Source organism: Chryseobacterium sp. POL2 (assembly GCF_011058315.1).
Classification (GTDB): Bacteria; Bacteroidota; Bacteroidia; order Flavobacteriales; family Weeksellaceae; genus Soonwooa.
In genome coordinates this window covers 2,831,416-2,854,845 of record NZ_CP049298.1, presented here as the reverse complement: position 1 = coordinate 2,854,845, position 23,430 = coordinate 2,831,416, and the positions used below count along the sequence as shown (strand labels likewise).

Annotated in this window: 24 protein-coding genes; 18 read left to right on the top strand and 6 right to left on the bottom strand. The window is 35.6% G+C overall.

Annotated elements, in window-relative coordinates; translation table 11 throughout:
• Positions 1-31 precede the first annotated feature (31 nt).
• The 7 genes from G6R40_RS13255 to G6R40_RS13225 all read left to right on the top strand — a co-directional run bounded on the left by G6R40_RS13255 (position 32) and on the right by G6R40_RS13225 (position 5,567).
• On the top strand, positions 32-382 hold the full coding sequence (locus G6R40_RS13255) for an arsenate reductase family protein (RefSeq protein ID WP_165136501.1): 351 nt from the start codon (positions 32-34) through the stop codon (positions 380-382).
• Positions 383-520: 138 nt separating this feature from the next.
• Positions 521-757: a 50S ribosomal protein L28 gene (rpmB, locus tag G6R40_RS13250; protein WP_165136498.1), complete on the top strand. Its 237-nt coding sequence runs from the start codon at positions 521-523 to the stop codon at positions 755-757.
• A 9-nt stretch (positions 758-766) separates the two neighbouring features.
• The gene (rpmG, locus tag G6R40_RS13245; protein ID WP_079666092.1) at positions 767-949 is read left to right on the top strand and encodes a 50S ribosomal protein L33; all 183 of its coding nucleotides are present in this window, start codon (positions 767-769) and stop codon (positions 947-949) included.
• Between the two features lie 25 nt (positions 950-974).
• Positions 975-1,127, top strand: coding sequence for a DUF4295 domain-containing protein (locus tag G6R40_RS13240; protein WP_165136495.1), 153 nt, complete (start codon positions 975-977; stop codon positions 1,125-1,127).
• Between the two features lie 152 nt (positions 1,128-1,279).
• On the top strand, positions 1,280-2,233 hold the full coding sequence (gene ftsY, locus G6R40_RS13235) for a signal recognition particle-docking protein FtsY (RefSeq protein ID WP_165136492.1): 954 nt from the start codon (positions 1,280-1,282) through the stop codon (positions 2,231-2,233).
• 56 nt (positions 2,234-2,289) lie between these two features.
• A complete protein-coding gene (locus G6R40_RS13230; protein ID WP_165136489.1) occupies positions 2,290-2,547 on the top strand; it encodes a GlsB/YeaQ/YmgE family stress response membrane protein in 258 nt (85 codons plus the stop codon).
• Positions 2,548-2,669: 122 nt separating this feature from the next.
• A complete protein-coding gene (locus G6R40_RS13225; RefSeq protein ID WP_165136485.1) occupies positions 2,670-5,567 on the top strand; it encodes a reprolysin-like metallopeptidase in 2,898 nt (965 codons plus the stop codon).
• 77 nt (positions 5,568-5,644) lie between these two features.
• Here the strand turns inward: G6R40_RS13225 and coaE are convergent, their stop codons facing one another.
• Genes coaE through ruvB form a run of 3 tightly spaced genes read right to left on the bottom strand, consistent with a single transcriptional unit; the run spans position 5,645 to position 8,171 of the window.
• Positions 5,645-6,250, bottom strand: coding sequence for a dephospho-CoA kinase (gene coaE / locus G6R40_RS13220; protein ID WP_410497332.1), 606 nt, complete (start codon positions 6,248-6,250; stop codon positions 5,645-5,647).
• A gap of 7 nt (positions 6,251-6,257) precedes the next feature.
• Positions 6,258-7,124: an MBL fold metallo-hydrolase gene (locus tag G6R40_RS13215; RefSeq protein ID WP_165136482.1), complete on the bottom strand. Its 867-nt coding sequence runs from the start codon at positions 7,122-7,124 to the stop codon at positions 6,258-6,260.
• A gap of 24 nt (positions 7,125-7,148) precedes the next feature.
• Positions 7,149-8,171: a Holliday junction branch migration DNA helicase RuvB gene (ruvB, locus tag G6R40_RS13210; RefSeq protein ID WP_165136479.1), complete on the bottom strand. Its 1,023-nt coding sequence runs from the start codon at positions 8,169-8,171 to the stop codon at positions 7,149-7,151.
• Between the two features lie 165 nt (positions 8,172-8,336).
• Here ruvB and G6R40_RS13205 point away from each other — a divergent pair, with 165 nt between their 5' ends.
• The 5 genes from G6R40_RS13205 (at position 8,337) to G6R40_RS13185 (ending at position 15,449) form a co-directional block, all read left to right on the top strand.
• Positions 8,337-9,623, top strand: a complete 1,287-nt coding sequence (locus G6R40_RS13205; RefSeq protein ID WP_165136476.1) for an adenylosuccinate synthase — start codon at positions 8,337-8,339, stop codon at positions 9,621-9,623.
• Between the two features lie 178 nt (positions 9,624-9,801).
• Complete coding sequence (locus tag G6R40_RS13200; protein WP_165136473.1) at positions 9,802-10,365, top strand: YMGG-like glycine zipper-containing protein; 564 nt, start codon at positions 9,802-9,804, stop codon at positions 10,363-10,365.
• A gap of 55 nt (positions 10,366-10,420) precedes the next feature.
• Positions 10,421-12,040: an LIC_10190 family membrane protein gene (locus G6R40_RS13195; RefSeq protein ID WP_165136470.1), complete on the top strand. Its 1,620-nt coding sequence runs from the start codon at positions 10,421-10,423 to the stop codon at positions 12,038-12,040.
• A 424-nt stretch (positions 12,041-12,464) separates the two neighbouring features.
• Positions 12,465-14,126, top strand: coding sequence for an asparagine synthase B (gene asnB / locus G6R40_RS13190; protein ID WP_165136467.1), 1,662 nt, complete (start codon positions 12,465-12,467; stop codon positions 14,124-14,126).
• A 150-nt stretch (positions 14,127-14,276) separates the two neighbouring features.
• Entirely contained in the window at positions 14,277-15,449 is a 1,173-nt protein-coding gene (locus G6R40_RS13185; RefSeq protein WP_165137733.1) for an MFS transporter, read from the top strand.
• Between the two features lie 14 nt (positions 15,450-15,463).
• Here G6R40_RS13185 and G6R40_RS13180 read toward each other — a convergent pair whose 3' ends face one another.
• From G6R40_RS13180 to G6R40_RS13170, 3 genes are all read right to left on the bottom strand, one after another.
• Positions 15,464-16,069 (bottom strand): TlpA family protein disulfide reductase, encoded by a 606-nt coding sequence (locus G6R40_RS13180; RefSeq protein ID WP_228455866.1) that lies wholly within the window; start codon positions 16,067-16,069, stop codon positions 15,464-15,466.
• A gap of 79 nt (positions 16,070-16,148) precedes the next feature.
• Positions 16,149-16,511, bottom strand: coding sequence for a hypothetical protein (locus G6R40_RS13175; protein WP_165136461.1), 363 nt, complete (start codon positions 16,509-16,511; stop codon positions 16,149-16,151).
• 119 nt (positions 16,512-16,630) lie between these two features.
• On the bottom strand, positions 16,631-17,200 hold the full coding sequence (locus G6R40_RS13170; RefSeq protein WP_165136458.1) for a YceI family protein: 570 nt from the start codon (positions 17,198-17,200) through the stop codon (positions 16,631-16,633).
• A 116-nt stretch (positions 17,201-17,316) separates the two neighbouring features.
• On the opposite strand from G6R40_RS13170, the gene G6R40_RS13165 reads away from it, so the two are divergent.
• The 6 genes from G6R40_RS13165 to G6R40_RS13140 all read left to right on the top strand — a co-directional run bounded on the left by G6R40_RS13165 (position 17,317) and on the right by G6R40_RS13140 (position 23,367).
• Complete coding sequence (locus G6R40_RS13165; protein ID WP_165136455.1) at positions 17,317-18,897, top strand: sodium:solute symporter; 1,581 nt, start codon at positions 17,317-17,319, stop codon at positions 18,895-18,897.
• A complete protein-coding gene (locus tag G6R40_RS13160) occupies positions 18,884-19,396 on the top strand; it encodes a hypothetical protein (protein WP_165136452.1) in 513 nt (170 codons plus the stop codon). The genes G6R40_RS13165 and G6R40_RS13160 overlap by 14 nt, the downstream gene beginning before the upstream one ends.
• A gap of 87 nt (positions 19,397-19,483) precedes the next feature.
• Positions 19,484-20,335 (top strand): transketolase, encoded by an 852-nt coding sequence (locus tag G6R40_RS13155; RefSeq protein ID WP_165136449.1) that lies wholly within the window; start codon positions 19,484-19,486, stop codon positions 20,333-20,335.
• 37 nt (positions 20,336-20,372) lie between these two features.
• Positions 20,373-21,326 carry a transketolase family protein gene (locus G6R40_RS13150; RefSeq protein WP_165136446.1) on the top strand — a complete coding sequence of 318 codons (954 nt, stop codon included), beginning with the start codon at positions 20,373-20,375 and terminating at the stop codon, positions 21,324-21,326.
• A 36-nt stretch (positions 21,327-21,362) separates the two neighbouring features.
• Positions 21,363-22,268 (top strand): 1-aminocyclopropane-1-carboxylate deaminase/D-cysteine desulfhydrase, encoded by a 906-nt coding sequence (locus tag G6R40_RS13145; RefSeq protein WP_165136443.1) that lies wholly within the window; start codon positions 21,363-21,365, stop codon positions 22,266-22,268.
• Positions 22,269-22,302: 34 nt separating this feature from the next.
• Complete coding sequence (locus G6R40_RS13140; RefSeq protein WP_165136440.1) at positions 22,303-23,367, top strand: glucosaminidase domain-containing protein; 1,065 nt, start codon at positions 22,303-22,305, stop codon at positions 23,365-23,367.
• The last annotated feature ends 63 nt before the right edge of the window (positions 23,368-23,430 follow it).

The following is a 23,430-nucleotide window of genomic DNA, read 5'->3' as shown; positions in this document are numbered from 1 at the left end:
AAAAAAAATCAAATCCAAAAAAACCTTCGCCATGATAAAGGTAATATACAATAGCCATTGTGCGAAATCGCGTGCAATTTTAGAATACCTAGATGAGCACAATATCAAATTCCAACTCGTTGACGTAATTACAAATCCGCTTTCGGTTCCTGAGTTAAAAACTTTAATTAAAAAACTTAATCTGAAACCAGATTATTTCGTTGACCGAATTAACAAATGGAAAGAAAAATTGGGCAGCAAAATCGAAACACTTTCGGATGATAATATATTTGAAATTCTACACAACACACCCGATTTAATAGAAGGCCCCATCCTTATAAAAGGCGAGGTTGTCATGTTGGGGACACCGCTAGACAATGTTAAATATTTTGTTGAAAACTAATAACAAAAGTCATTTGGCAAAATCCAACAAAAAATTAATCTAGAATATTCCAATTATTTTTAAAAAGATTTGTCAATGCAAAAAATAATTCGTTATTTTGCAACCTCAAATATCATATAGTAAAAAGAACATCGAGATATGTCAAGAATTTGCCAAATAACAGGTAAGCGTGCAATGGTAGGAAACCACGTTTCTCACGCAAACAACAAAACGAAAAGACGTTTTGAGATTAACTTATTAGAGAAGAAATTTTATCTTCCTGAGCAAGACAAACATGTAACATTGAAAGTTTCTGCTCACGGATTAAGAGTTATCAACAAGATTGGAATCGAAGAGGCTATTGAAAGAGCTGTAAGAAACGGATTAATTAAATAATTTTAAGCAATGGCAAAAAAAGGTAACAGAGTTCAAGTAATTCTAGAGTGCACAGAGCACAAAGAAACAGGTATGGCTGGTATGTCTAGATACATCACTACCAAAAACAAAAAGAACACTACTGAAAGATTGGAGCTTAAAAAATTTAACCCAGTTCTTAAGAAGTACACTCTACACAAAGAAATCAAGTAATCTAATCCATTAAAGATATTTTAAAATGGCAAAGAAAGTAGTAGCAACACTTAAAGATGGTTCATCAAAAAAGATGACTAAAGTTGTGAAAATGGTAAAATCTCCTAAAACTGGAGCTTACGTTTTCGAAGAAAAAGTAATGAATGCAGACGATGTAGAATCTTATTTGAAAAAATAATTATCAATTGTTTGTAATTGTATAAAATAACTACTCAATTTTTGGGTAGTTTTTTTTATTATCTTTGATGAATAGATTTTTAAAATTAACAAGAAGCTTTTACCGATTGTTAGTATAAAAAATCATACATTTCTAACTTGCAATTTTCAAAAATGAGTTGGTTCAAAAAAATATTTAAAAAAGAAGAAAAAGAAAGCCTAGACAAAGGTCTGGAAAAATCAAGAGAAGGATTCTTCGATAAAATTTCTCGTGCAGTTGTTGGTAAAAATACAGTAGATGACGAAGTTCTCGATGACCTAGAAGAAGTCCTTATCGCTTCCGACGTTGGTGCAGAGACAACCATAAAAGTTATCAAAAGAATTGAAGATCGCGTTGCCCGTGACAAATACGTCAATGTTTCTGAACTTGACAAAATTCTTCGTGAAGAGATTTCAGCATTATTACTAGACAATCCACATGCAGCAACAGACAATATTGACGGTTCTAAAAAGCCTTATGTCATCATGGTTGTTGGTGTTAATGGTGTTGGAAAAACAACCACTATCGGAAAATTGGCACACCAGTTCAAATCTCAAGGTTTAAAAGTTGTTCTTGGCGCAGCAGACACTTTCCGCGCAGCAGCAGTTGATCAGTTGGTCATTTGGAGCGAGCGCGTTGGCGTACCTATCGTAAAACAATCCATGGGATCCGATCCCGCTTCTGTAGCTTTTGACACGGTACAATCGGCGATTTCTCAAAATGCAGACGTTGTGATTATCGACACCGCTGGAAGATTGCACAACAAAGTCAACTTAATGAACGAACTTTCTAAGATTAAACGTGTTATGCAAAAGGTCATTCCAGACGCTCCTCATGAAATCTTATTAGTTTTGGATGGCTCAACAGGTCAAAATGCTTTTGAACAAGCTAAACAATTTACAGCCGCTACAGAAGTCAATGCTCTAGCAATCACCAAGCTAGATGGCACGGCGAAAGGCGGTGTTGTTATTGGCATATCTGATCAATTCCAAATTCCTGTAAAATATATTGGGGTTGGAGAAAAGATGGAAGACTTACAATTATTCAATGGTATGGAATTTGTTGATTCATTTTTCAAAAAGAAATAGACTTTTCTTTACAAAATTCACAATCACAAAATATTAACACTAAAAAAAATTAAATTATGAGTTGGCTAGGTTGGATAATTTTTGGGCTAATTGCCGGAGCTATCGCTAAAATGTTAAGACCAGGAGCAGATCCTGCTGGATGGATTATCACCATTATAATTGGTATCTTGGGAAGTTTATTAGGCGGATTTATCGCTGGAGTTATTGGTTTTTCAAAACCAGATAGTTTTTGGAGCTTTTCAAATTGGGTATTTTCCATTGTAGGTGCAATTCTTTTGTTATTTATTTATAGCAAGTTAACAACAAAAAGGTAAGTTTATACTCATTGAATAAAAAAGCGTTTAGAGTTTCTAAACGCTTTTTTTATTTAATAAAATCACTATTACATTAAATAATATTTACTACATTCGTACGATCAACACTAAAATCAAATTTTATGAAGAAAATCTTTACAAGTGTATTAGCCTGCGGATTATTCTCTACAGCATTTGCACAGTGGAATCCAACTTCTATGCAAGGTGAAAAACTTCGGCCAGAGATTAATGCTACAACACATTATTCTTTAGATTTAGATGCTTTACGTTCTCAACTTAAAAGTGCTCAAGAAATGGGCAAGGGAGCGAAACCAGTTATTGTATCCTTACCCACTCTGGATGGAAAAATTGAAAAATTTGCAGTTTACAGTCTTCCTGTAGTCGTAAAATCATTAGCCGACAAATACCAATTAGGCTCTTATACGGGGGTTGGTGTTGATGATCCTAGCAAGTTTGTAAGATTCAGTACAGCGCCTGATGATTTCCAATCTATGATTTTCAAAGAAGGTAAATACGAATTTATTGAGCCTCAAAACAAGGCAAAAACAGTATATGCCGTTTTCCCTAAAACAGAGAAAAACTCTACAGAAAAAGCCTTTGAATGTCATGTTAGCGAAACCATACAATCCAAAGAAGAGCTAGCAAAATTAGCTTTAAATTCAGATTTCAGTAATCGTCCTGACGATTTCCAAAAGAATAGCGACAAAAAATACCGTACGTATAGACTAGCATTATCTGTAACTGGTGAATATACGCAATACTTCGGTGGCGTTTCACAAGCGCTTACAGCGATGAATGCGACGATGACCCGGGTAAATGGTGTTTTTGAAAAAGATTTTGCAATCCATCTTAATTTGCAAGATTTCCCTCAATTAATATATACTGATCCTAATACAGACCCCTATTCTCCTGCCTCATCTGGAGCGTCAGGAGCTTGGAATAACGAAATCCAAAAAACTTTAACCAGTGTTATTGGTAATGCAGCCTACGACATTGGACATCTTTTTGGTAGATCTGGCGGTGGTGGTTCCGCAGGAGATATCGGTAATGTTTGCCGTGATGCAGGAGGACCGAGTGATAACTCTTCAAAAGGATCTGCTTATACCTCACCTGGATCTGGAGCACCAGCAGGAGATAATTTTGACATCGATTATGTAGCACACGAAATGGGACATCAGTTTGGTGCATGGCATACTTTCGCACATGGTATTCATGCTGGTAGTATTGCCCACATGGAGCCTGGTTCTGGCTCAACGATTATGGGATACGCTGGGATTACAAGTGCAAACGTACAACAACACTCTGATCCTTATTTCCATGCTGTAAGTATTCAACAAGTACAAGATTATGTTAACACGCAATCTTGTGATGTTAACACGCCTATTTCCAATAATCCTCCCGCAGTTGTAGCAATGGCGGACAAAACAATTCCTAAAGGAACCGCTTTTGTCCTTACCGCTTCAGCAACTGATGCAGAAAACAATCCACTAACTTACACTTGGGAACAATACGACAGTGCTACTTCGGCAGTCACCAATGTTACTGGAAATAATACTACTGGTCCAAAATTCCGTTCATTTCAAGGAACATCTAGCCCAACGCGTTATTTCCCAAAACAATCAATGGTACTTGCAGGAAATTTGGGTAGCCAAAGCGAATGGGAATCGGTATCAAACGTCGCCAGAACAATGAATTTCCGTGTGACCGTTAGAGATAACCATCCTGATATTACACAACAACAAACTCAATATGGTACTCAAAAGATTGTAGTTGGTGGTGATGGACCTTTCAAAGTAAACACTACAAAAGTATATAACAATGCGCCTACCCCAGTCCTTTGGGATGTTGTTAACACTAATACAGCGCCTTATAATGTAGCTAATGTAAAAATTGATTACACTGCAGACAATGGCGAAACATGGACAACGCTTCTTGCTTCAACACCCAACACAGGTACTGCGGAGGTTAGTTTATCTAGTTTAGCAGTTAATCAAAGTATTAAACTTAGAGTTTCAGCAATAGATAATGTATTCTATGCAATATCGACCGCTACTGTTTCTACAATGGTAACTTGCGACGGAACTGCGCCTGCAGGATTAAATGCAACAGCAATCACCCAAACAACAGCGACAGCAGCATGGGATCCTATCGCTGGCGCAACATATAATTTAAAATACAAAAAAGCATCAGATGCTACTTATACAGAAGTTAATGGTTTAACAAGTAATTCTTACAACTTCACAAACCTTACACTTAGCACAGAATACAACGTAAGTGTAGCAGCGGTATGCTCTGGTACGGTTGGCGCTTTTGCAAACATGAATTTCTCAACAAAAGGCATCGAATATTGTGCTGCAACTTCTGCTAACGCAAGTTATGAGAAAATTGGAAAAGTTACTTTTGCAGATATTGACAAATCATCAACATCATCAAATGGTTACGAAGACTTTACCTCAACTATTGGTAATGTAGAGAAAGGCGAAGCTTACACCTTTACTGCAACAGCAACAACGTCATACGACTCTGACCAAGTAATTGTTTGGATCGACTTTAACAAAGATGGAGATTTTGACGATGCAGGAGAACAAGTCTTTATTTCGGCTAAGAAAAAATCACCTTGGACAGGTCAAATTACAATCCCAACAACAGCATCATCTGGCCTTACCAGAATGAGAGTTCGTCTACACGATTCTTCTATAGGTCCAAATGCAACACCTTGTGGCTCATCTAGCTATGGCCAAGTGGAAGATTATACATTGAATATTGGAACACTCGCTGTATCTGATGTTAGCAACACTAAAAATGGATTACAAGTATATCCTAATCCTGCTTCAGATGTTATAACAATCAATAATATCGCGGCTAAATCAACTTACCAAATCCATAATATGGCTGGTCAAATGGTCGCTAACGGTTCTACAGACGGAAAAGTACAGGTTTCTAAATTAGAGAAAGGCGTTTACATCATCAGCGTTGAATCTAATGGTCAAAAATCAAACACTAAATTCATTAAAAACTAAGATCATTTAGTTAAAATCAATAAGAAAGCCCTTCCATTTTGGAGGGGCTTTTATTTTACTATTTAGATCATTAAAAACTAAACTGATATTAATTTTTCCAAAAATTCGTTTGTTGCAATCGCCAAATCGTCAAAATCTGAATTGTTATAAATGACAAAATCGGCTTTTTTTATTTTCTCGCGTTCGGACATTTGTTTTTCAATAACTTTTTCGACTTCGCGATAAGTTTTCCCATCACGATCCATCACACGTTTAATTCTTGTATTATCATCAGCTGTCACCAAAAGACTTTTAAAACAGTCTTTATTTAATCCTAACTCAAAAAGCAAAGCTGTTTCTTTAAAAATAAATTCAGAATCCTGAGCATTTGTCCAATTTTCAAAATCCAAAGCCACTGCAGGATGAATAAGATGATTGAGTTGTTCTAAAAGTTTGCTATCATTAAACACCAAATCTGCTACATATTTACGATTATACTCGCCATCTTGATAAGCTTTTTCTCCAAGAAGATTTTTAATATTTTGCATTAAAATCAAATCTTCATTCACGATATTTTTCGCTCTATCATCCGAGTAAAAAACGGGATAGCCACGCTCCTGGATCATTCTCGCAACGCTGGATTTTCCAGAGCCAATTCCGCCTGTAATGCCAATCAATTTAGCTTTCCTCTTCTCTTCCATCATCTAAAATTTAATACCCAAACACTTCGTTAAAAGAATAAGTTTGATCCAGTCGAACTCCTTTTTCTGTCATTTTAAGACTGGCTAATTCGTTATGCGCATCGTGTTCAAAAAATAAAAGATACTCGTTGTCAACGCATTGTTTTAAGAACTTTTCTTTTTCGGCAACTGTTAATAAAGGTCGCGTGTCATAACCCATGACGTAAACCAAAGGGATATGTCCTGCAGTTGGAATAAGATCTGCGGCAAAAACAATCGTCTTTTCTTGATATTGTATAACTGGTAGCATTTGTTTTTCGGTGTGACCATCTACGAAAATGACATCCATTTTCAAATCTGGTGCAAAGCCATAATTTCCAGTCGTTGGCAATGACAAAAAATTAAGTTGACCACTCTCCTGAATTGGCAATATATTTTCTTTCAAAAAACTGGCTTTTTCGCGCGGATTAGGATTAACCGCCCAATCCCAATGATTATCGTTGGTCCAAAATTGTGCATTTTTGAAAGCTGGACGATAGCCTGTTCTGTCATCATTCCATTCGATAGCGCCACCACAATGGTCAAAATGAAGGTGTGTCAAAAACACATCTGTAATATCTTCTTTTACAAATCCATATTTAGAAAGGTTTTTATCCAAACTATCATCACCCCAAAGTGAGTAATGTCCAAAGAATTTATCATCTTGTTTGTTACCTAACCCGCAATCGACAAGGATAAGTTTTTTCCCATCTTCGATTAGTAAGGACCGTGTTCCTAATTCTATTAAATTATTGTCGTCAGCAGGATTGGTTTTATTCCAAATCGTCTTCGGGACGACACCGAACATTGCGCCGCCATCTAGCTTAAACTTTCCACATTGTATAGGGTATAACTTCATATATATTTTGTCTTTAATATAAATTTAAAATAATTCGCCTGGACTTTTTAACTTTGTTAAATTAAGATGCTGATAAGCCTTGTCCGTTACTTCCCGACCGCGCGGTGTGCGAATAATAAATCCTTCCTGAATTAAATAGGGCTCATAGACTTCTTCCAAAGTTTCGGGATTTTCGCCAATAGATGTCGCTAAAGCACTTATGCCAACTGGCTTTCCTTTAAAATTCTGAATCATTGTCAACAACATTTTGTTATCCATTTCATCAAGTCCAAATTCATCTACATTTAGAGAATTTAAAGCATATTTTGTAATCTTAATTTCTATTTCGCCATTGCCTTTCACTTCTGCAAAATCACGAACACGTCGCAACAGGGCATTCGCAATTCTTGGTGTTCCTCGGCTACGTCGTGCTATTTCGATAGCCGCATCTTCATAAATTTTAATTCCTAAGACCCGCGCACTTCGTATAATAATGCTTGACAGCAATTCGATATTATAATATTCTAAACGTGACTGAATACCAAATCGCGCCAACAAAGGCTTGGTCAACATCCCCGATCTTGTGGTTGCTCCAACCAAGGTAAAGGGATTAAGTCCTATCTGTACACTTCTCGCATTAGGCCCTGTTTCTAGCATAATATCGATTTTAAAATCTTCCATCGCAGAGTACAGATATTCTTCCACAATGGGTGACAAACGGTGGATTTCGTCAATGAAAAGAACATCGTTCTCCTCCAGATTGGTGAGCAATCCTGCCAAACTTCCTGGTTTGTCAAGAACTGGTCCAGATGTTATTTTGCATCCCACCCCCAATTCGTTTGCGATAATATGAGCCAATGTTGTTTTCCCAAGTCCGGGCGGTCCGTGTAATAATACATGATCCAGCGCAGCAGCTCTATTTTTGGCAGCTGCGACAAAGACTTCTAGATTCTCTAAAGTCTTGCGTTGTCCCGCAAAATCTTGAAACGACTGGGGACGAATTTGTTCCTCACTCATCAACTCTTCAGGCGAATAATTGTCTTTATCGGGATGAAGAAACTCCGGCATTTTATAAAATATTTATGTTGATACTCAAAGGTAAGATTTTCTCGTGGGAAAAAAAATGAAGCGACTAACTATTAAAAAATAAATTAAAAATTAGCTTAAATATAATTTTGTAAAGCACTGAATTAAAAGTAAATTTGTAGAAATCTAATAAAAAAGTAAAAATATATGTCAACTTACGTAGTTGTTGGACTCCAATACGGAGACGAGGGAAAAGGTAAAATTACCGACGTTCTATCAGCAAAATCCGAGTATGTTGTTCGTTTCCAAGGTGGCGATAACGCTGGACATACAGTGTATGTGGGCGACGAAAAATTCGTGCTTCATCTTTTGCCTTCTGGGGTATTACAATGCAAAGGAAAATGCATCATCGCTAATGGTGTTGTGGTGAACCCAAAGGCTTTTATCAAAGAAATTGAAACCATCGAGTCTAAGGGTCTAAAAACAGATCATGTCTTTATTAGCCGTCGCGCACACGTGATTATGCCCTACCATATTCTTTTGGACACTTATCGTGAAGAAGAAAATGGTGCCACACAAATCGGCACAACAAAAAAAGGAATTGGACCTTGCTACGAGGACAAAATTGCAAGAGTCGGAATACGCATGATTGACCTTCTCAATCCAAGTGTTCTTCGTGAAAAAATTGAGAAAAATTTAAAAATCAAGAATTCAATTTTTGAAAAATATTTCGAAAAACCTACATTAGATGTTGAAGAAATTTATAATGAATTTTTAGCTTTAGGAGAACGTCTAAAGGATAGAATTGTTGATACAGAACTAGAAATTAACGAGGCTATCCGCGACAATAAGAATATTTTGTTCGAAGGCGCACAAGCCTTAATGCTTGATATCGACTTCGGGACTTATCCTTATGTAACCTCATCTTCACCTTCTACAGGTGGCGTTTGTACTGGAGCAGGTGTTCCCCCAACAGCTTTACAAAATTTGATTGGTGTTGCGAAAGCCTATACAACTAGAGTCGGAAATGGCCCCTTCCCAACGGAGCTTGAAAACGAATTGGGTGAAAACATTAGACAAATAGGTGGTGAATTTGGAGCAACTACAGGACGACCTCGCAGAACAGGTTGGCTAGATTTAGTTTCTTTAAAACACGCTTGTATGATTAACGGCATCAACAATCTTGTCATTACAAAATTGGATGTCTTATCTAATATCGGGAAGCTAAAAATTGCAACGCATTATAAAACTGAAGACGGAAAAATTATTGATTATTTCACATCTTCTACGACCAAACTTTATAATTATGAACCAATTTATCAAGAGCTAGAAGGTTGGGAAGAAGACATTACTAAGGCAAGATCTTATGATGAACTTCCTACAAATGCAAAAAAATATATTGAGTTCATCGAAAATTATTTAGGCATTAGTGTTTATTTGGTTTCAGTTGGGCCAGAACGTTCCCAAAACATTATTAGAAAAGAATTATTCTAAAATAAAACTCTCAAAAAAGCTTCGAATATCTTCGAAGCTTTTTCTTTTTAATTAATAAAATTTAAGATTTTTAACAATCCTTTTATTCGTTTTGGAATTATAATTGTCTTTATGCAGACGATAAACAAAATTATTTCGTTATAATCATCATAAAGAAATAATGCTAAAGAAGATTGTTATGAAAAAGGTATTTTTAAGTGGATTTGCATCATTAATGTTAATTGTTTCATGTAAAAAAGAAGACAAGCAAGTAGAGAAATCCTTAGAACAACAAAAGATAGAATATCAGGTTAGACAATTGGACATTGAAAAACAAAAATTAGCTATCGAGAAAGAAAAAATGGAGTTCGAGAAAACTAAGATGAAAGATAGCATTGCCAAAGCTGCTGAAGACAAAAAAGTAGCTGCACAAAATACAGCTCCCAAAGCAACAAGAACTAAAAAACATAGAAGTTCGTCCTCATCTTCTGCAAACAACAATACAGGATATGCAAGTACAGGGATCTCCAACTCTGGCGCATCTTCTTCATCAGGAACAGCAGCCAACACACAGAAAAAAGGGATGAGCTCGGCTGCAAAAGGTACCATTATTGGTACAGTTGGTGGCGCGGCGGCTGGCGCAATTATCTCTAAGAAAAATCCTGGTCTTGGCGCAGTCGTAGGTGGTGTTGTTGGTGGCGCAACAGGCTACACCATCGGACGATCCGAAGATCGAAAATCAGGAAGAGTACAAAAGAAGTAGTAGTTAGTTATATATTTTTATGAAAAGATTGTTTATTTTTAGGCAATCTTTTTTTATGCTATATCTTGTATTAACAATTTCGCTATTGCTTATTATTATTTCTGGTTTAGGAAAATTATACCAGCATTTTGTAGCTTTTCATGAAGAGCGAATAAGCACAAATATCTTATTAGGAATCAGCATAACAACAGGAATCTGGACATTTTTAGCATTTTTCGTTCCTATTAATTTCATTATCGAAATTATATTTTGTCTGTTGGGTTTAGGAAGTTTTATTTATTTTAAAATCTATAAAAAGTTAATATACTTTTTTAGGCGACAATCGCGATTTTTCTATTTCTGCATCGCCACGACCTTATTAGCAGGCAGTTTTTATCCTTTCATCTTAGATCATTTTGGCTACTATATACCAACAATTAGCTGGCTAAAAGAATTTGGAATTGTAAAAGGAATTTCTAATCTCGATATGCTTTTGGGACAATATTCGACCTGGCATATTTTTCAATCTGGTTTTTCAACATTTGTCGATACTTCTCTTAGGATTAACACATTTTTAATAATTGTTTTTATCATTTACATTTTTGAAACCAGATTTTGGAATGGGCTAATATTCGCTCCCTTTTTTTTCTTATTTGCACAATCACCAAGTCCCGATTTACCGATTTTGATTTTTGCATTCATCATTATTAAAGACACGTTTGGCTATTCAAGAAACGCTAATTTTTTATTCCTATTAGCGAGTTTTGCAATGAGTATAAAACCAACATCTTTCTGGTTGTTAATATTTGTGTTTCTATATTTTTGGATTGTCAAAAGAAACCGAATTACTACATTATTACCTGGTTTCTGTTTCTTAATCTTATATACAATTAAAAATATTTGGGCTTTTGGACATCCATTTTTTCCAATTGGTTTTCCAGATTTGGGTCTGCCGTGGCAACCCAATTCATTTTTGTTGGAAGACTCGCGACAGACAAGTTTAGAATTGAGTTACGACCTTCAATACTCTTATGAATCTATTAAGAATTTCACAACTTGGGACTACATTGTCAATTGGTTAAACCTTGACGGCATCAAAGGATTTATCAACAAAGCCTTTGTCTTAAGTTTAATTTCGCTGCTAATTTTAGCCTTTATAAAAAAGAGAAAAATACTGTCAATTTTAACACTCAGCATTTTTTTAAAAAGTATCTTAATCCTAATTTTCTCCGCTCAATATCGATTATTTTTAGATGTTTTTCTGGTCCTTGGGATCATCGTATTTTCAAAAACCTGGTATCCTTTTGCAAAAGTTGCCTTTACGGGAATGTCTGTCATTATTTTTTGGGGACTAATTTTTCCGAAAAGTTTACAAACATCAATTCCAAGTTTCAAATTAGGAGCAACTATCATGGCTTGGGAAAAATTTCAACTTTTGCGTCCCGCTTATTTTGAATTAAATCAATACAAAACCCATCAAATCGGAAATCTGAAATTCAATGTAGTTAAAAACTATCCTTTCAGTTTTGACACGCCACTTCCCGCGATTTCTCCTGATTATCTTAACGATTATAAAAAAGCAGGCATCTTTCCCCAAACAGCGACTCAAGATTTGAAATCTGGTTTTATTTGGAAAAAACTTAGCCCAAAAGAACTGCAAGACTTGCAGCAGATTATCAATAAAACTTATCCTTAAAATGATCTATTCATCGGCTTTTTTGAAACAAAAACCTCCGCACGAAGCGGAGGCAAAAACACAAATGATGAAAAAAATTATTGAGATCCTAAATTAAAAATTTTGCAACTCTTAATCTATTGATCCATGTTAAGAAATTTGAATTGAGATTCTCCTTATCCTAACCGTTAGCGAATATAAACTTTATTTTTAAAATTCACCAATTTTTTTGATTTTTTTTTAATTTCAAATAAAAACCAAATACACCGCATTTAAAAAATATTCTAATACCAGACTTAAAAACCACTGAGAAAAAGAAAATTTTTAATCAAAACAAAAATATTATGTGCGATATTTTAATCAAACTTAATTTTTTATTGTAAAAAATAAATAGTAATTATAATTTTGAAGCATATTTATTAATCAAATAAAAAAAATTAACAAAATGTGCGGAATTGTATGTTTGTTTGATGCAAAACAAAAAACGGAGCTTCTACGCCCACAGATTTTAGAAATGTCAAAAAAAATCAGACATCGTGGTCCAGACTGGTCGGGTATTTTTCAAAATGAAAAAATAATTTTCTCTCATGAAAGATTAGCCATAGTTGACCCTACTTCGGGTAAACAACCTTTATTTTCAAAAGACGGTAAATTTGTACTGGCCGTAAATGGTGAAATCTACAACCATCAAGAACTAAAAGCGGAGTTTCCCGATTACGATTTTCAAACCAAGTCAGACTGCGAAGTTATTTTAGCTCTTTTTCAGCAATATGGAAAAGATTTCATTGAAAAACTAAATGGTATTTTTGCTTTTGCAATCTACGACATTGACAAAAACGAATACCTCATTAGTCGCGACCACATGGGAATTATCCCTCTCTATCAAGCTTGGGACAAACAAGGTAATTATTATATTGCTTCCGAACTGAAAGCTTTGGAAGGCTTTTGCAACCGAATAGAGGAGTTTCCTCCAGGACACCTCATCTATAGTCCCGAAGGTCACACACCGCAACAATGGTATCAACGCGATTGGGAAAACTTTGATAATGTCAAAGATAATCCGACGGATATTTCTGCGATTAGAAAATCTTTGGAAGATGCTGTACATCGTCAGCTAATGAGTGATGTTCCTTATGGCGTATTGTTATCTGGCGGTTTGGATTCTAGTATTATTGCAGCGGTTACTGCAAAGTTTGCGCGTCAACGTGTAGAAAGTGACGATACACAAGAAGCATGGTATCCGCGTTTACACAGCTTTGCCGTTGGTTTAGAAACTTCTCCCGATCTAGTTGCAGCTCGGAAAGTTGCGGATCATATTGGATCTGTGCATCACGAAGTAAAATATACAGTCCAAGAAGGCCTTGATGCAATTCGCGATGTTATTTATCACTTAGAAACTTACGACGTCACCACCATCCGAGCCTCCACACCAATGTATCTTTTGGCTCGGGCTATAAAATCTATGGGAATAAAAATGGTTCTTTCTGGTGAAGGCTCCGACGAATTGTTTGGTGGCTATCTCTATTTTCACAAAGCGCCATCTGCACAAGCTTTCCATGAAGAAAACGTTCGAAAACTTAGCAAACTTCATCTTTATGATTGTCTTCGCGCCAACAAATCGTTAATGGCTTGGGGCATCGAAGGGCGCGTTCCGTTTTTGGATAAAGAATTCATGGATGTTGCAATGCGTATTAATCCAAAAGACAAAATGATTACACCAGAACGAATGGAAAAATGGGTTCTTCGTAAAGCCTTCGAAGATCTTTTACCAGAAAGCGTTGCTTGGCGCCAGAAAGAACAGTTCAGCGATGGCGTTGGTTATTCTTGGATTGATAGTTTAAAGCAAATCGCAGAGGAAACAGTTACAGATGAAATGATGACGCAGGCGAAATACCGCTTCCCAATCAACACACCAATGAGTAAAGAAGAATACCGTTACAGAAGTATTTTTGAAGAACATTTCCCAAGTGACAGCGCCGCTTCTTGTGTTCCTTCGGTACCATCGGTCGCTTGCTCTACACCAATAGCTTTGGAATGGGATGAAGCTTTCAAAAAAATGAATGACCCAAGCGGACGTGCTGTGAAAGTCCATGAAACCGCTTACTAAAGATTAACAAATTTTTAAAAAGCGACTTCAAAATGAGGTCGCTTTCCATTTGGTTCCAAGACAGAAAGCTTAACTTTGCTGAAAATTTAAAATTTGGGGCTTTTCAGAATATATGCAGATTCTTTTAAAGGTTTATCCAAAGAAGCTTGGATGCTGTCGATTGTAATGTTAATCAACAGATCTGGCTCTATGGTTTTACCATTTTTGGGCGTTTACATGACCGACAAATTACATTTTGGACTAAAAGAAGCAGGACTTGTACTGATGTTTTATGGCATTGGCTCCGTAATTGGCTCATGGATTGGCGGTTTTCTAACGGATAAAGTTGGGGAATACCGCGTACAAAGCATTAGTTTGTTTTTGAGTGTGCCTTTATTTTTACTAATTCCTTACTTTCCGAGTCTGGAAGGGATGATGACAATAATTTTAATACAGAGCATTATCAGCGAATCCTTTCGTCCAGCCAATTCTGTAGCGATAACCAAATATGCAAAACCTCAAAATATAACACGTGCCTTCTCGTTGAACAGAATGGCTATTAACCTTGGTTTCTCCATTGGGCCAGCGCTTGGTGGAATTTTGTCCGCAATATCCTACAATTTTTTATTTGGTGTTAATGCTGTTGCTGCTTTGGTTGCTGGTGTGATGTATGTGGTATTTTTCAGAAAACGAAACAAAATTTTCCAAGCAAAACAAAAACAGAACAAACAGAAAAATTTAAATATAGCCAAAGGAAAATCGCCTTATAAAGACTTTCAGTTTATTTTGTTTTGTCTTTTATGTATGATTTTTTCGGTTTGTTTTTTCCAATTTTTCAATACCATTCCGATTTTTTATAAAGAAGTTGCACATCTTGACCAAACGACAATTGGCTATGTTTTGGGATACAGCGGTTTTATCATTGTTGTTTTAGAAATGCTCATCGTCAACTTTGCTGAAAAACATTGGACTATTGCGCAGACATTATTTCTAGGCGCTTTTGCTTGTGGACTTTCGTACACACTTTTGGCTTTTGACCATCATATTTTAACACTATTATTATCAATGACGATATTAAGTGTTGGTGAAATTCTGGCATTACCTTTTATGTCGACCCTTACAGCAATGCGATCACAAGGTGGCAACAAAGGCGCTTACATGGGACTGAACGGTATGGCTTTTTCGTTTTCGTTTATAATAACACCGATTTTAGGAACCAATGTTGCTAGCGATTTAGGTTTTAATACATTATGGATTGGCTCTGGGATTATCTTGACCATTGCCGCCACAGGCTTGTATTGGACTTGTAACTTGATGTTAAAAAATAAAAAAACCGAGTATTAAGCTCGGATTTTCATTTAGTTCATGGCTCGAACTTCGTTGAGGAAATCTACAATATCTTCTCCAGAATAGTCAGCCATTCCTTCCGTGACATGTGCGATATTTCCTTTTTTATCAAAGATTACCGTAGTTGGCAAACTTCCTCGGAAAATCTCCGATGGAATACTTTCTGAAGGAATACTTTCTGAAGGAAAATATAAAGGTAAATCCAACTTTTTATTGGTCATAAATTTCACTGCTTTATTTTTATTAGATTCTGCTTCCAAAATTACAAAAGCAACATCTTCTTTGTCTTTAAACTTGTCATAAAGCTTTTGTATAGAAGGCATTTCAGCAATACACGGCCCACACCAAGTTGCCCAAATATTAAGAAAAACAACTTTTCCTTTTAGTTGTTCTAAACTTAGTGTATTTCCTTTTGTATCAACAAATGACATTTGGAAATTGGATTCTTTTCCGTTGTTATAATTTTTATTTTCGGACTTAATTTCTGATGGCAATTCTATTTTAGGTTGAAAAAAACCTAATTTCATAAGGCCTTGATGTGCATAAGCTTTAACTTCTGGCACAAAAACAATAGACAGCGCAAGTCCAATTAGGACGATATTAAATGATTTTTTCATTATATTTTTAATTTTCGGATTCATAAAACTTTATTTTTAAATAATTTCTAATTTAGTTACTAGAAAAGCGGATAAAGAGTTATGAAAGCAAAGATGCCCGCAATTGTTGATAAAGAATGTAAAGCGGAACGGAGCGCGATAACGGAAAATTGGATGTTGTTTTATCAAAGTGGCCAAACGCCGACAAATTGTATTTTATAATAGAAAAGTCTGAGAAGTCTTGTGATTTTTTCTGCTCAGAAAAAACATTAACGACTTCTTTTTCTAAAGCTGAGAAAGAACAATGCGTTGTTAATTTATTACTTTGCCCCGAATAGTTTTCGATATTCAGAGATTGGGTAATCACCATTTTCATACTACAAGACGACGCCAAAATAGCAAGACCCAGACAAACAATGCTGAACTTTTTCAGGAAATCTGATTGTAAAAAAGGACTTTTCATTGTTGCAAAATTAACTTCAAATATTAGGATAAACGAATTTTTAACATAGTTTATAATTCAAAAAAATCCGTTTCTCAAAAACTGAAAAACGGATCCACACACATTATAACTAAAAAAACTTATTTCTTTGTCAATTCCGCAAATACGCTGATATCGACATTTTTCCCTAGCGCCGTTCCTGACGGATCATAGCTTATACCATAATCGAAACGGTTGATTTTAAAATTGGTTTGGATACCCATTTTTTCGTTACCTTGTTGATCTTTGGTTTTACCACCATAAGTTAGCGTCACCACGATTGGCTTAGTCACGCCTTTTATCGTCAAATCCCCAGCGACAACATAAGCATTCCCTTTAGCCTTGTTAACTGTTGTACTTTTAAAAGTCATTTTTGGGAATTTTTCCACATCGAAAAAATCTGCGCTTTTCAAGTGATTATCACGGGGTTCAACATCTGTATCAATAGATGCAACATCAATTGTAAAATCGAATTTCGCATCTTTAAGATCTGCGCCTGGTGTTAAAATAGAACCATCAAACTTATCGAAACGCCCTTGTACAAAACTAATCCCCATATGTTTGATATTGAAATTGAATGATGAGTGCATCGGGTCAACAGACCAAGTTGATTGTGCAAACGTAAAAGTCGTCGCTAACAACAACATAAAAGATAAGAATAATTTTTTCATAATAAATTGATTTTTAAAAGCTTCTGCAAAATTAATTCCATTATTAAAAAAGACGCTTGATGTATGATAATAAATCTCTGTAAAAGCTTATTTTTGTTTTCAATTAAATTTTAAGAATGAATCCTGCTACATTATTACTACTTTTTGTATTTGCATATTTTATCGGATTATTGGTGATTTCGTACTTCACCAGCCGCAACTCGGACAACCAATCTTTCTTCATCGGAAATAAAAAAAGTAAATGGTGGCTTGTAGCTTTTGGGATGATTGGAACCAGTCTTTCTGGCGTGACTTTTATCTCTGTACCTGGCACAGTTGGCAAAATGACGGCTGGCGATTATCCTTTTGGTGGTTTCGAATATTACATGATGGTTGTTGGTTTTTTCATTGGCTACTTCATCGTTGCTGCCATTCTTCTGCCGCTTTATTATCGCATGAATTTGACTTCGATTTATACCTATCTCGGAAAAAGATTCAATGTTGAAGCGCACAAAATTGGCTCTTTCTTTTTTATCATTTCTAGAGCTATTGGCGCAACAGCACGATTATATTTGGTGGTAAATGTTTTACAGATTTTCTTACTCGAACAGATCGGAATTCCATTTTGGTTAACGGCTTTGGTTTTATTATTAATGGTACTGCTCTATACTTTTGAAGGTGGTGTTAAAACAATTGTTATTACGGATACTTTGCAAACATCTTTCATGATTATTAGTTTGGCAGCTTGTATTATATATATTCTGAATCATCTTAATATTTCATTCGGAGAAGCTTATTCACTTTTAGAAAAACAAAATTATACGCATCTTATTAATACCGATGTCAATTCTAAAACCTTCTTTTTGAAAACCATCATTGGAGGAATGTTCATCACTATTGCGATGACAGGATTGGATCAAGAGATGATGCAAAAAAACATTTCTGTGGACAATCTCAAAAATTCTAAGAAAAACATGCTGACTTTTGCCGGAACTTTGTTAATCGTGAATTTTGCATTTTTATTTTTAGGTGGTCTTTTGTATTTATTTGCATTGCAAAATGGTGCCGAATATGCACAAATCACCAACATCATTAACGAACAAGAAAGCATTTCCAATGTTTTTGGGATGAAAGATGCGGCTGGTAATATCACCAACATTATGGGAGACGACCTTTTCCCAGCACTTTCTTTGCAAGGTTATTTCCCGATTTTCATTTCGGTGATTTTCATTATTGGACTTATCTCAGCTTTGTTTCCATCTGCGGATGGCGCACTCACAGCAGTGACGAGTTCTTACTGTGTGGATATCCTTAACATCAATGAAGACCAAACAAAATCTGAAAAAGAAAAAAAACGTCTTCGTATGAAAGTCCATTTAATTTTCACAGTAATTTTCTTTGCTTTAATTATGATTTTCAAGGCGATAAACGACAAATCGATTGTCTATCTCATCATGGAAGTTGCTGGTTACACCTATGGACCGCTACTGGGATTATTCGCATTTGGAATTTTCACAAAATATCAAATTTCCCAAAAAGGAAGTATTTTGGCAATAACTTTGGTAGCACCAGTTCTTACCTATATTATTAACTTTGCTGTAAGCCATTACACAAATTACAGAATCGGTGTTGAACTTATTGTTCTTAATGGATTTTTAACTTTTCTAGGATTATATTTAATTAAAAATTCAAAAACCGCGCAATATGAAAAAGTTTAGCCTATTGTTATTATTAGGATTTTGTCATTTTTTTTTGGCACAAAATTTTGAAATATCAACTTTAAGAATTGGAGATTTTAAAGTTTTTATGTCTAAAACTGAAGCAGATAAAATCGCTAAAAAAGATTTGCAAATTTTTGAAGATTATCAAAAAACAAATAAAGTTAACTTGTACGGAGAAAATGTAGATGTAATACTCATGGACCAATGGATAGGAGAAAACAAACCCATGGCTAAACAGATCTATGTAATAAAAACAAAAAGTTCAAAATTCAAAACCAAAAGTGGCATGGGCGTTGGCAATACAAGAGATCAACTAATAGACACTTATAGAAATTACCCCAATTTCGAAATGCATCAATACAAAGATGAAAACGGAAAAATGGACAAACAATCTTTTTTCTCACTTACCGATTTTGACGCTGGCACTTATCTCACCTTCACACTAGAGAACAATGTAGTCGTTGAAATCGCCGTTGGCATGAACGAAGGTTGCTAAGTTCTCAAATAATAAGCAATTATCATCTACTAAGTTTTTAAAAACAAAAACTAAAATCGTAAATTCGCAACACGAAAAAATTTAAAAATGAGTAAAAATATCGAAGAGCTAAAGAGCCTAAGTACGCAAATCAGAAGAGATATCTTAAGAATGGTGCACGCGGTTAACAGTGGGCATCCAGGAGGATCTCTAGGATGTGCAGAATATTTCACTGCGCTATACGGAAAAGTTATGAACTACAAATTGCCTTTCACAATGGAAGGTAAGAACGAGGACTTATTCTTCCTATCCAACGGGCATATTTCCCCTGTGTTTTACAGTACTTTAGCAAGATTTGGTTTCTTCCCTGTTTCAGAATTAGCAACATTTAGAAAATTAAACTCAAGACTTCAAGGTCACCCAACAACGCACGAAGGTCTTCCGGGAATTCGTGTCGCGTCAGGATCTTTAGGTCAAGGTTTGTCAGTCGCTTTAGGTGCTGCACAAGCTAAAAAACTAGATGGTGACAAGTCTATCGTATATACACTTCACGGTGATGGCGAATTACAAGAAGGTCAAATCTGGGAAGCTTTGATGTATGGCGCTGCGAAAAAAGTGGACAACATCATTGCAACAATAGATTATAATGGAAGACAAATCGATGGTGATACAGATGATGTATTAAGCCTAGGAGATCTTCATGCCAAATTAGAAGCTTTTGGTTGGTTGGTTTTAGAAGAGAAAAACGGAAACGATCTAGAAGCTGTTATCGCCATTTTGGAAAAAGCAAAAGCTGAAACTGGAAACGGAAAACCTGTTGCCATATTGTTACATACAGAAATGGGACAAGGTGTAGATTATATGATGGGTTCTCACGCTTGGCATGGTAAAGCGCCAAACGATGAGCAATTAGAAAAAGCATTTCAACAACTTCAATTGGATGAAGCTTCAGACTATTAATAACATTTTATAATCAACAACCTAAATACAGAACGTAATGAAATATACATATACAGAAAAAAAAGATACAAGATCAGGATTTGGAGCTGGACTAGCGGAATTAGCAGACAGCAATCCAAATGTTGTAGCACTTTGCGCTGACCTTATTGGCTCTCTTAAAATGGAGAAATTCATCGAGAAAGCGCCAGAACGTTTTTTCCAAATTGGGATTGCAGAAGCCAACATGATGGGTATCGCTGCAGGTCTTACAATAAACGGAAAAATCCCTTTTGCTGGAACTTTTGCCAACTTTGCGACATCTCGCGTCTATGACCAAATTCGTCAATCGATTGCTTATTCTGGTAAAAATGTAAAAATAGCGGCTTCTCATGCAGGTCTTACTTTGGGAGAAGATGGCGCAACACACCAAGTTTTGGAAGACATCGGAATGATGAAAATGCTTCCAGGAATGACCGTTATCAACCCGTGTGATTATAACCAGACAAAAGCAGCAACTCTTGCAGCAGCAGAACATGATGGACCGGTTTATTTAAGATTTGGACGTCCAGTTGTTCCTGTTTTCATACCAGAAGATATGCCTTTCGAAATTGGTAAAGGGATTTTGTTGCAAGAAGGTACAGATGTAACAATTGTTGCTACTGGACACTTGGTTTGGGAAAGTCTTTTAGCTGCTGAAGCTTTAGAAAAAGAAGGTATTTCTTGCGAGATCATCAACATCCACACGATCAAACCTTTGGATGAAGAAATCATTTTAAAATCAGTTGAAAAAACAGGTAAAATTGTAACAGCCGAAGAACACAATTACTTAGGTGGTTTGGGCGAATCTGTTGCAGGAATGTTGGCAAGAAGAAGACCAACACCTCAAGAATTTGTAGCAGTTCATGATACTTTTGGAGAATCTGGAACGCCTGCTGAATTGATGAAAAAATACAAAATCGACTCACACGCAGTTATCGAAGCGGTTAAGACGATTATTAACAAAACTAAATAAATTAAATCCGCACTTAGTTGCGGATTTTTTTTGCTTATGCTGACAACCGAACACAATATTCCGATCCAGAAAATTGATAACATCAAAGGTGTAGAACTTTGGATAAAAAGAGAAGACCTTATCGATCAAAAAATCTCTGGGAATAAATATTGGAAACTTTTTTATAATATTAAAAACTATACAGAACAAAATAACATCAATCCAAAACTGATAAGTTTTGGTGGTGCTTTTTCTAATCATATCGTTAGCGTTTCAGCAGTTGCAAAACAGTTAAATTTCCCTAGTCTAGGTATTATACGGGGTGAAGAATTAAAAGACAAAATCTCCGAAAACCCAACACTTCGTCAAGCCTTAGAAAACGGCATGGAATTTCGTTTCGTTTCCAGAGAAAAATACCGAGATAAAGAGCCTTTAAAACTAGAATTGCAAACGGAATTTCCAACATCGCTTGTCATCCCCGAAGGCGGCAGCAACCATCTCGCTGTAGAAGGCATACAATGGATGCTCAGTTCCCATACTAAAGATTTTGATTATCTTTGCAGCGCGGTTGGTACTGGTGGAACAATAGCTGGGATTTCAAAATTTGCAGAACATCATCAAAAAGTAATCGGGATAAAAGTTGTCCAAGATGACAGCCTCGAAGATCAAATTAAAAAATGGTCGGGAAAATCAAATTTTGAACTCATTAATGCTAAAGAAGCACGTTATGGTAAAATAACAGATGATAATATTCGTTTTATAAATAATTTTTATAAACAACATCAAGTTCCTCTCGAGCCTATATATACAGGGAAAATGATGCAAAAAATTATTGAACTTATCGAACAAGATTATTTCGAAAAAGAGACAAAAATTTTGACATTCCACACCGGCGGATTACAAGGCATCGAAGGTGCTAACCAACAACTTCAAAAAAAGAATAAAAGACTAATTCAGTTTTAATTCTTTATTAAAAATTTTGAAACATAAAACAATTATGAAGAAAGTATTTGCTCTAGTTTGTATCCTGACAATAAGTTTTGCAAAATCTCAAAATTGGAAAACAGAAGATCAATACATCCAACGATTTGCAAAATATGCCGTTGAAGAAATGGAAAAATATAAAATCCCCGCAAGTATCACTCTAGCACAAGGTCTTTTAGAAACTGGTGGCGGACAAAGTCGATTGGCACAACAAGGCAACAATCATTTCGGTATCAAATGCAAAGAAGACTGGACGGGAAAAACCATGAAACATACAGATGATGCGCCCAACGAGTGTTTCCGTGTGTACGACGATCCGAGGCAATCTTATGAAGACCACTCTATTTTTCTTGCAACTAGAAAATATTACACCAAGTTGTTTGATTTGGAAATGAAAGATTATCGCGCTTGGGCACATGGTCTTAAAAAAGCAGGTTACGCTACCAATCCACGTTACGCCCATATTTTAATTAGCAAAATTGAAAAATATAAATTGTATGAATTTGATAATACAACAACAGATCAAGTTTATTACGCAATTTTAAAATTATATCCTGGTCTTGACAACGATGCCGTTTTTATGGCCCAAATGGATCAAAATAAAACCAATGCCAAGGCAACAAAACCAACTATCCGAACAGAATATGAACAAACATCCTTTGCTCAACATCAAAAAAATGTAGACAAACAAGTGGAAAGTCTTTCTGCCCCACAACTTTTAAAAAATATTTTGGTTAAAAACCATCCTAATGGTGGCATGAAGTTTTTCATTGTTCCAGTAGATACTGATGTGGCGACCATTTCAAAAAAATTCGGGATTAGCGAGAAAAAGATTATCAAGTACAACGAGTTGAACAGCAACCAACTCAAAAAAAATGATATCGTTTTCTTGGATAGCAAATCTTCTTCTGGAAATGTCGACACCTACAAAGCCGAAACTGGTGAAAGCATGCACAATATTTCTCAGAAATTCGGAATTAAATTGAGTAAACTTTATTCCAAAAACCGAATGGACGAAGGACAACAACCTCGCGTTGGTCAACTTATTTATCTTAAAAGTAAAAAACCAAGAAGCTAATTTTTAACTATTTTTAATAAATAATGCATCATTTATTTTGAAGTATTTTTATTTAAATCAATC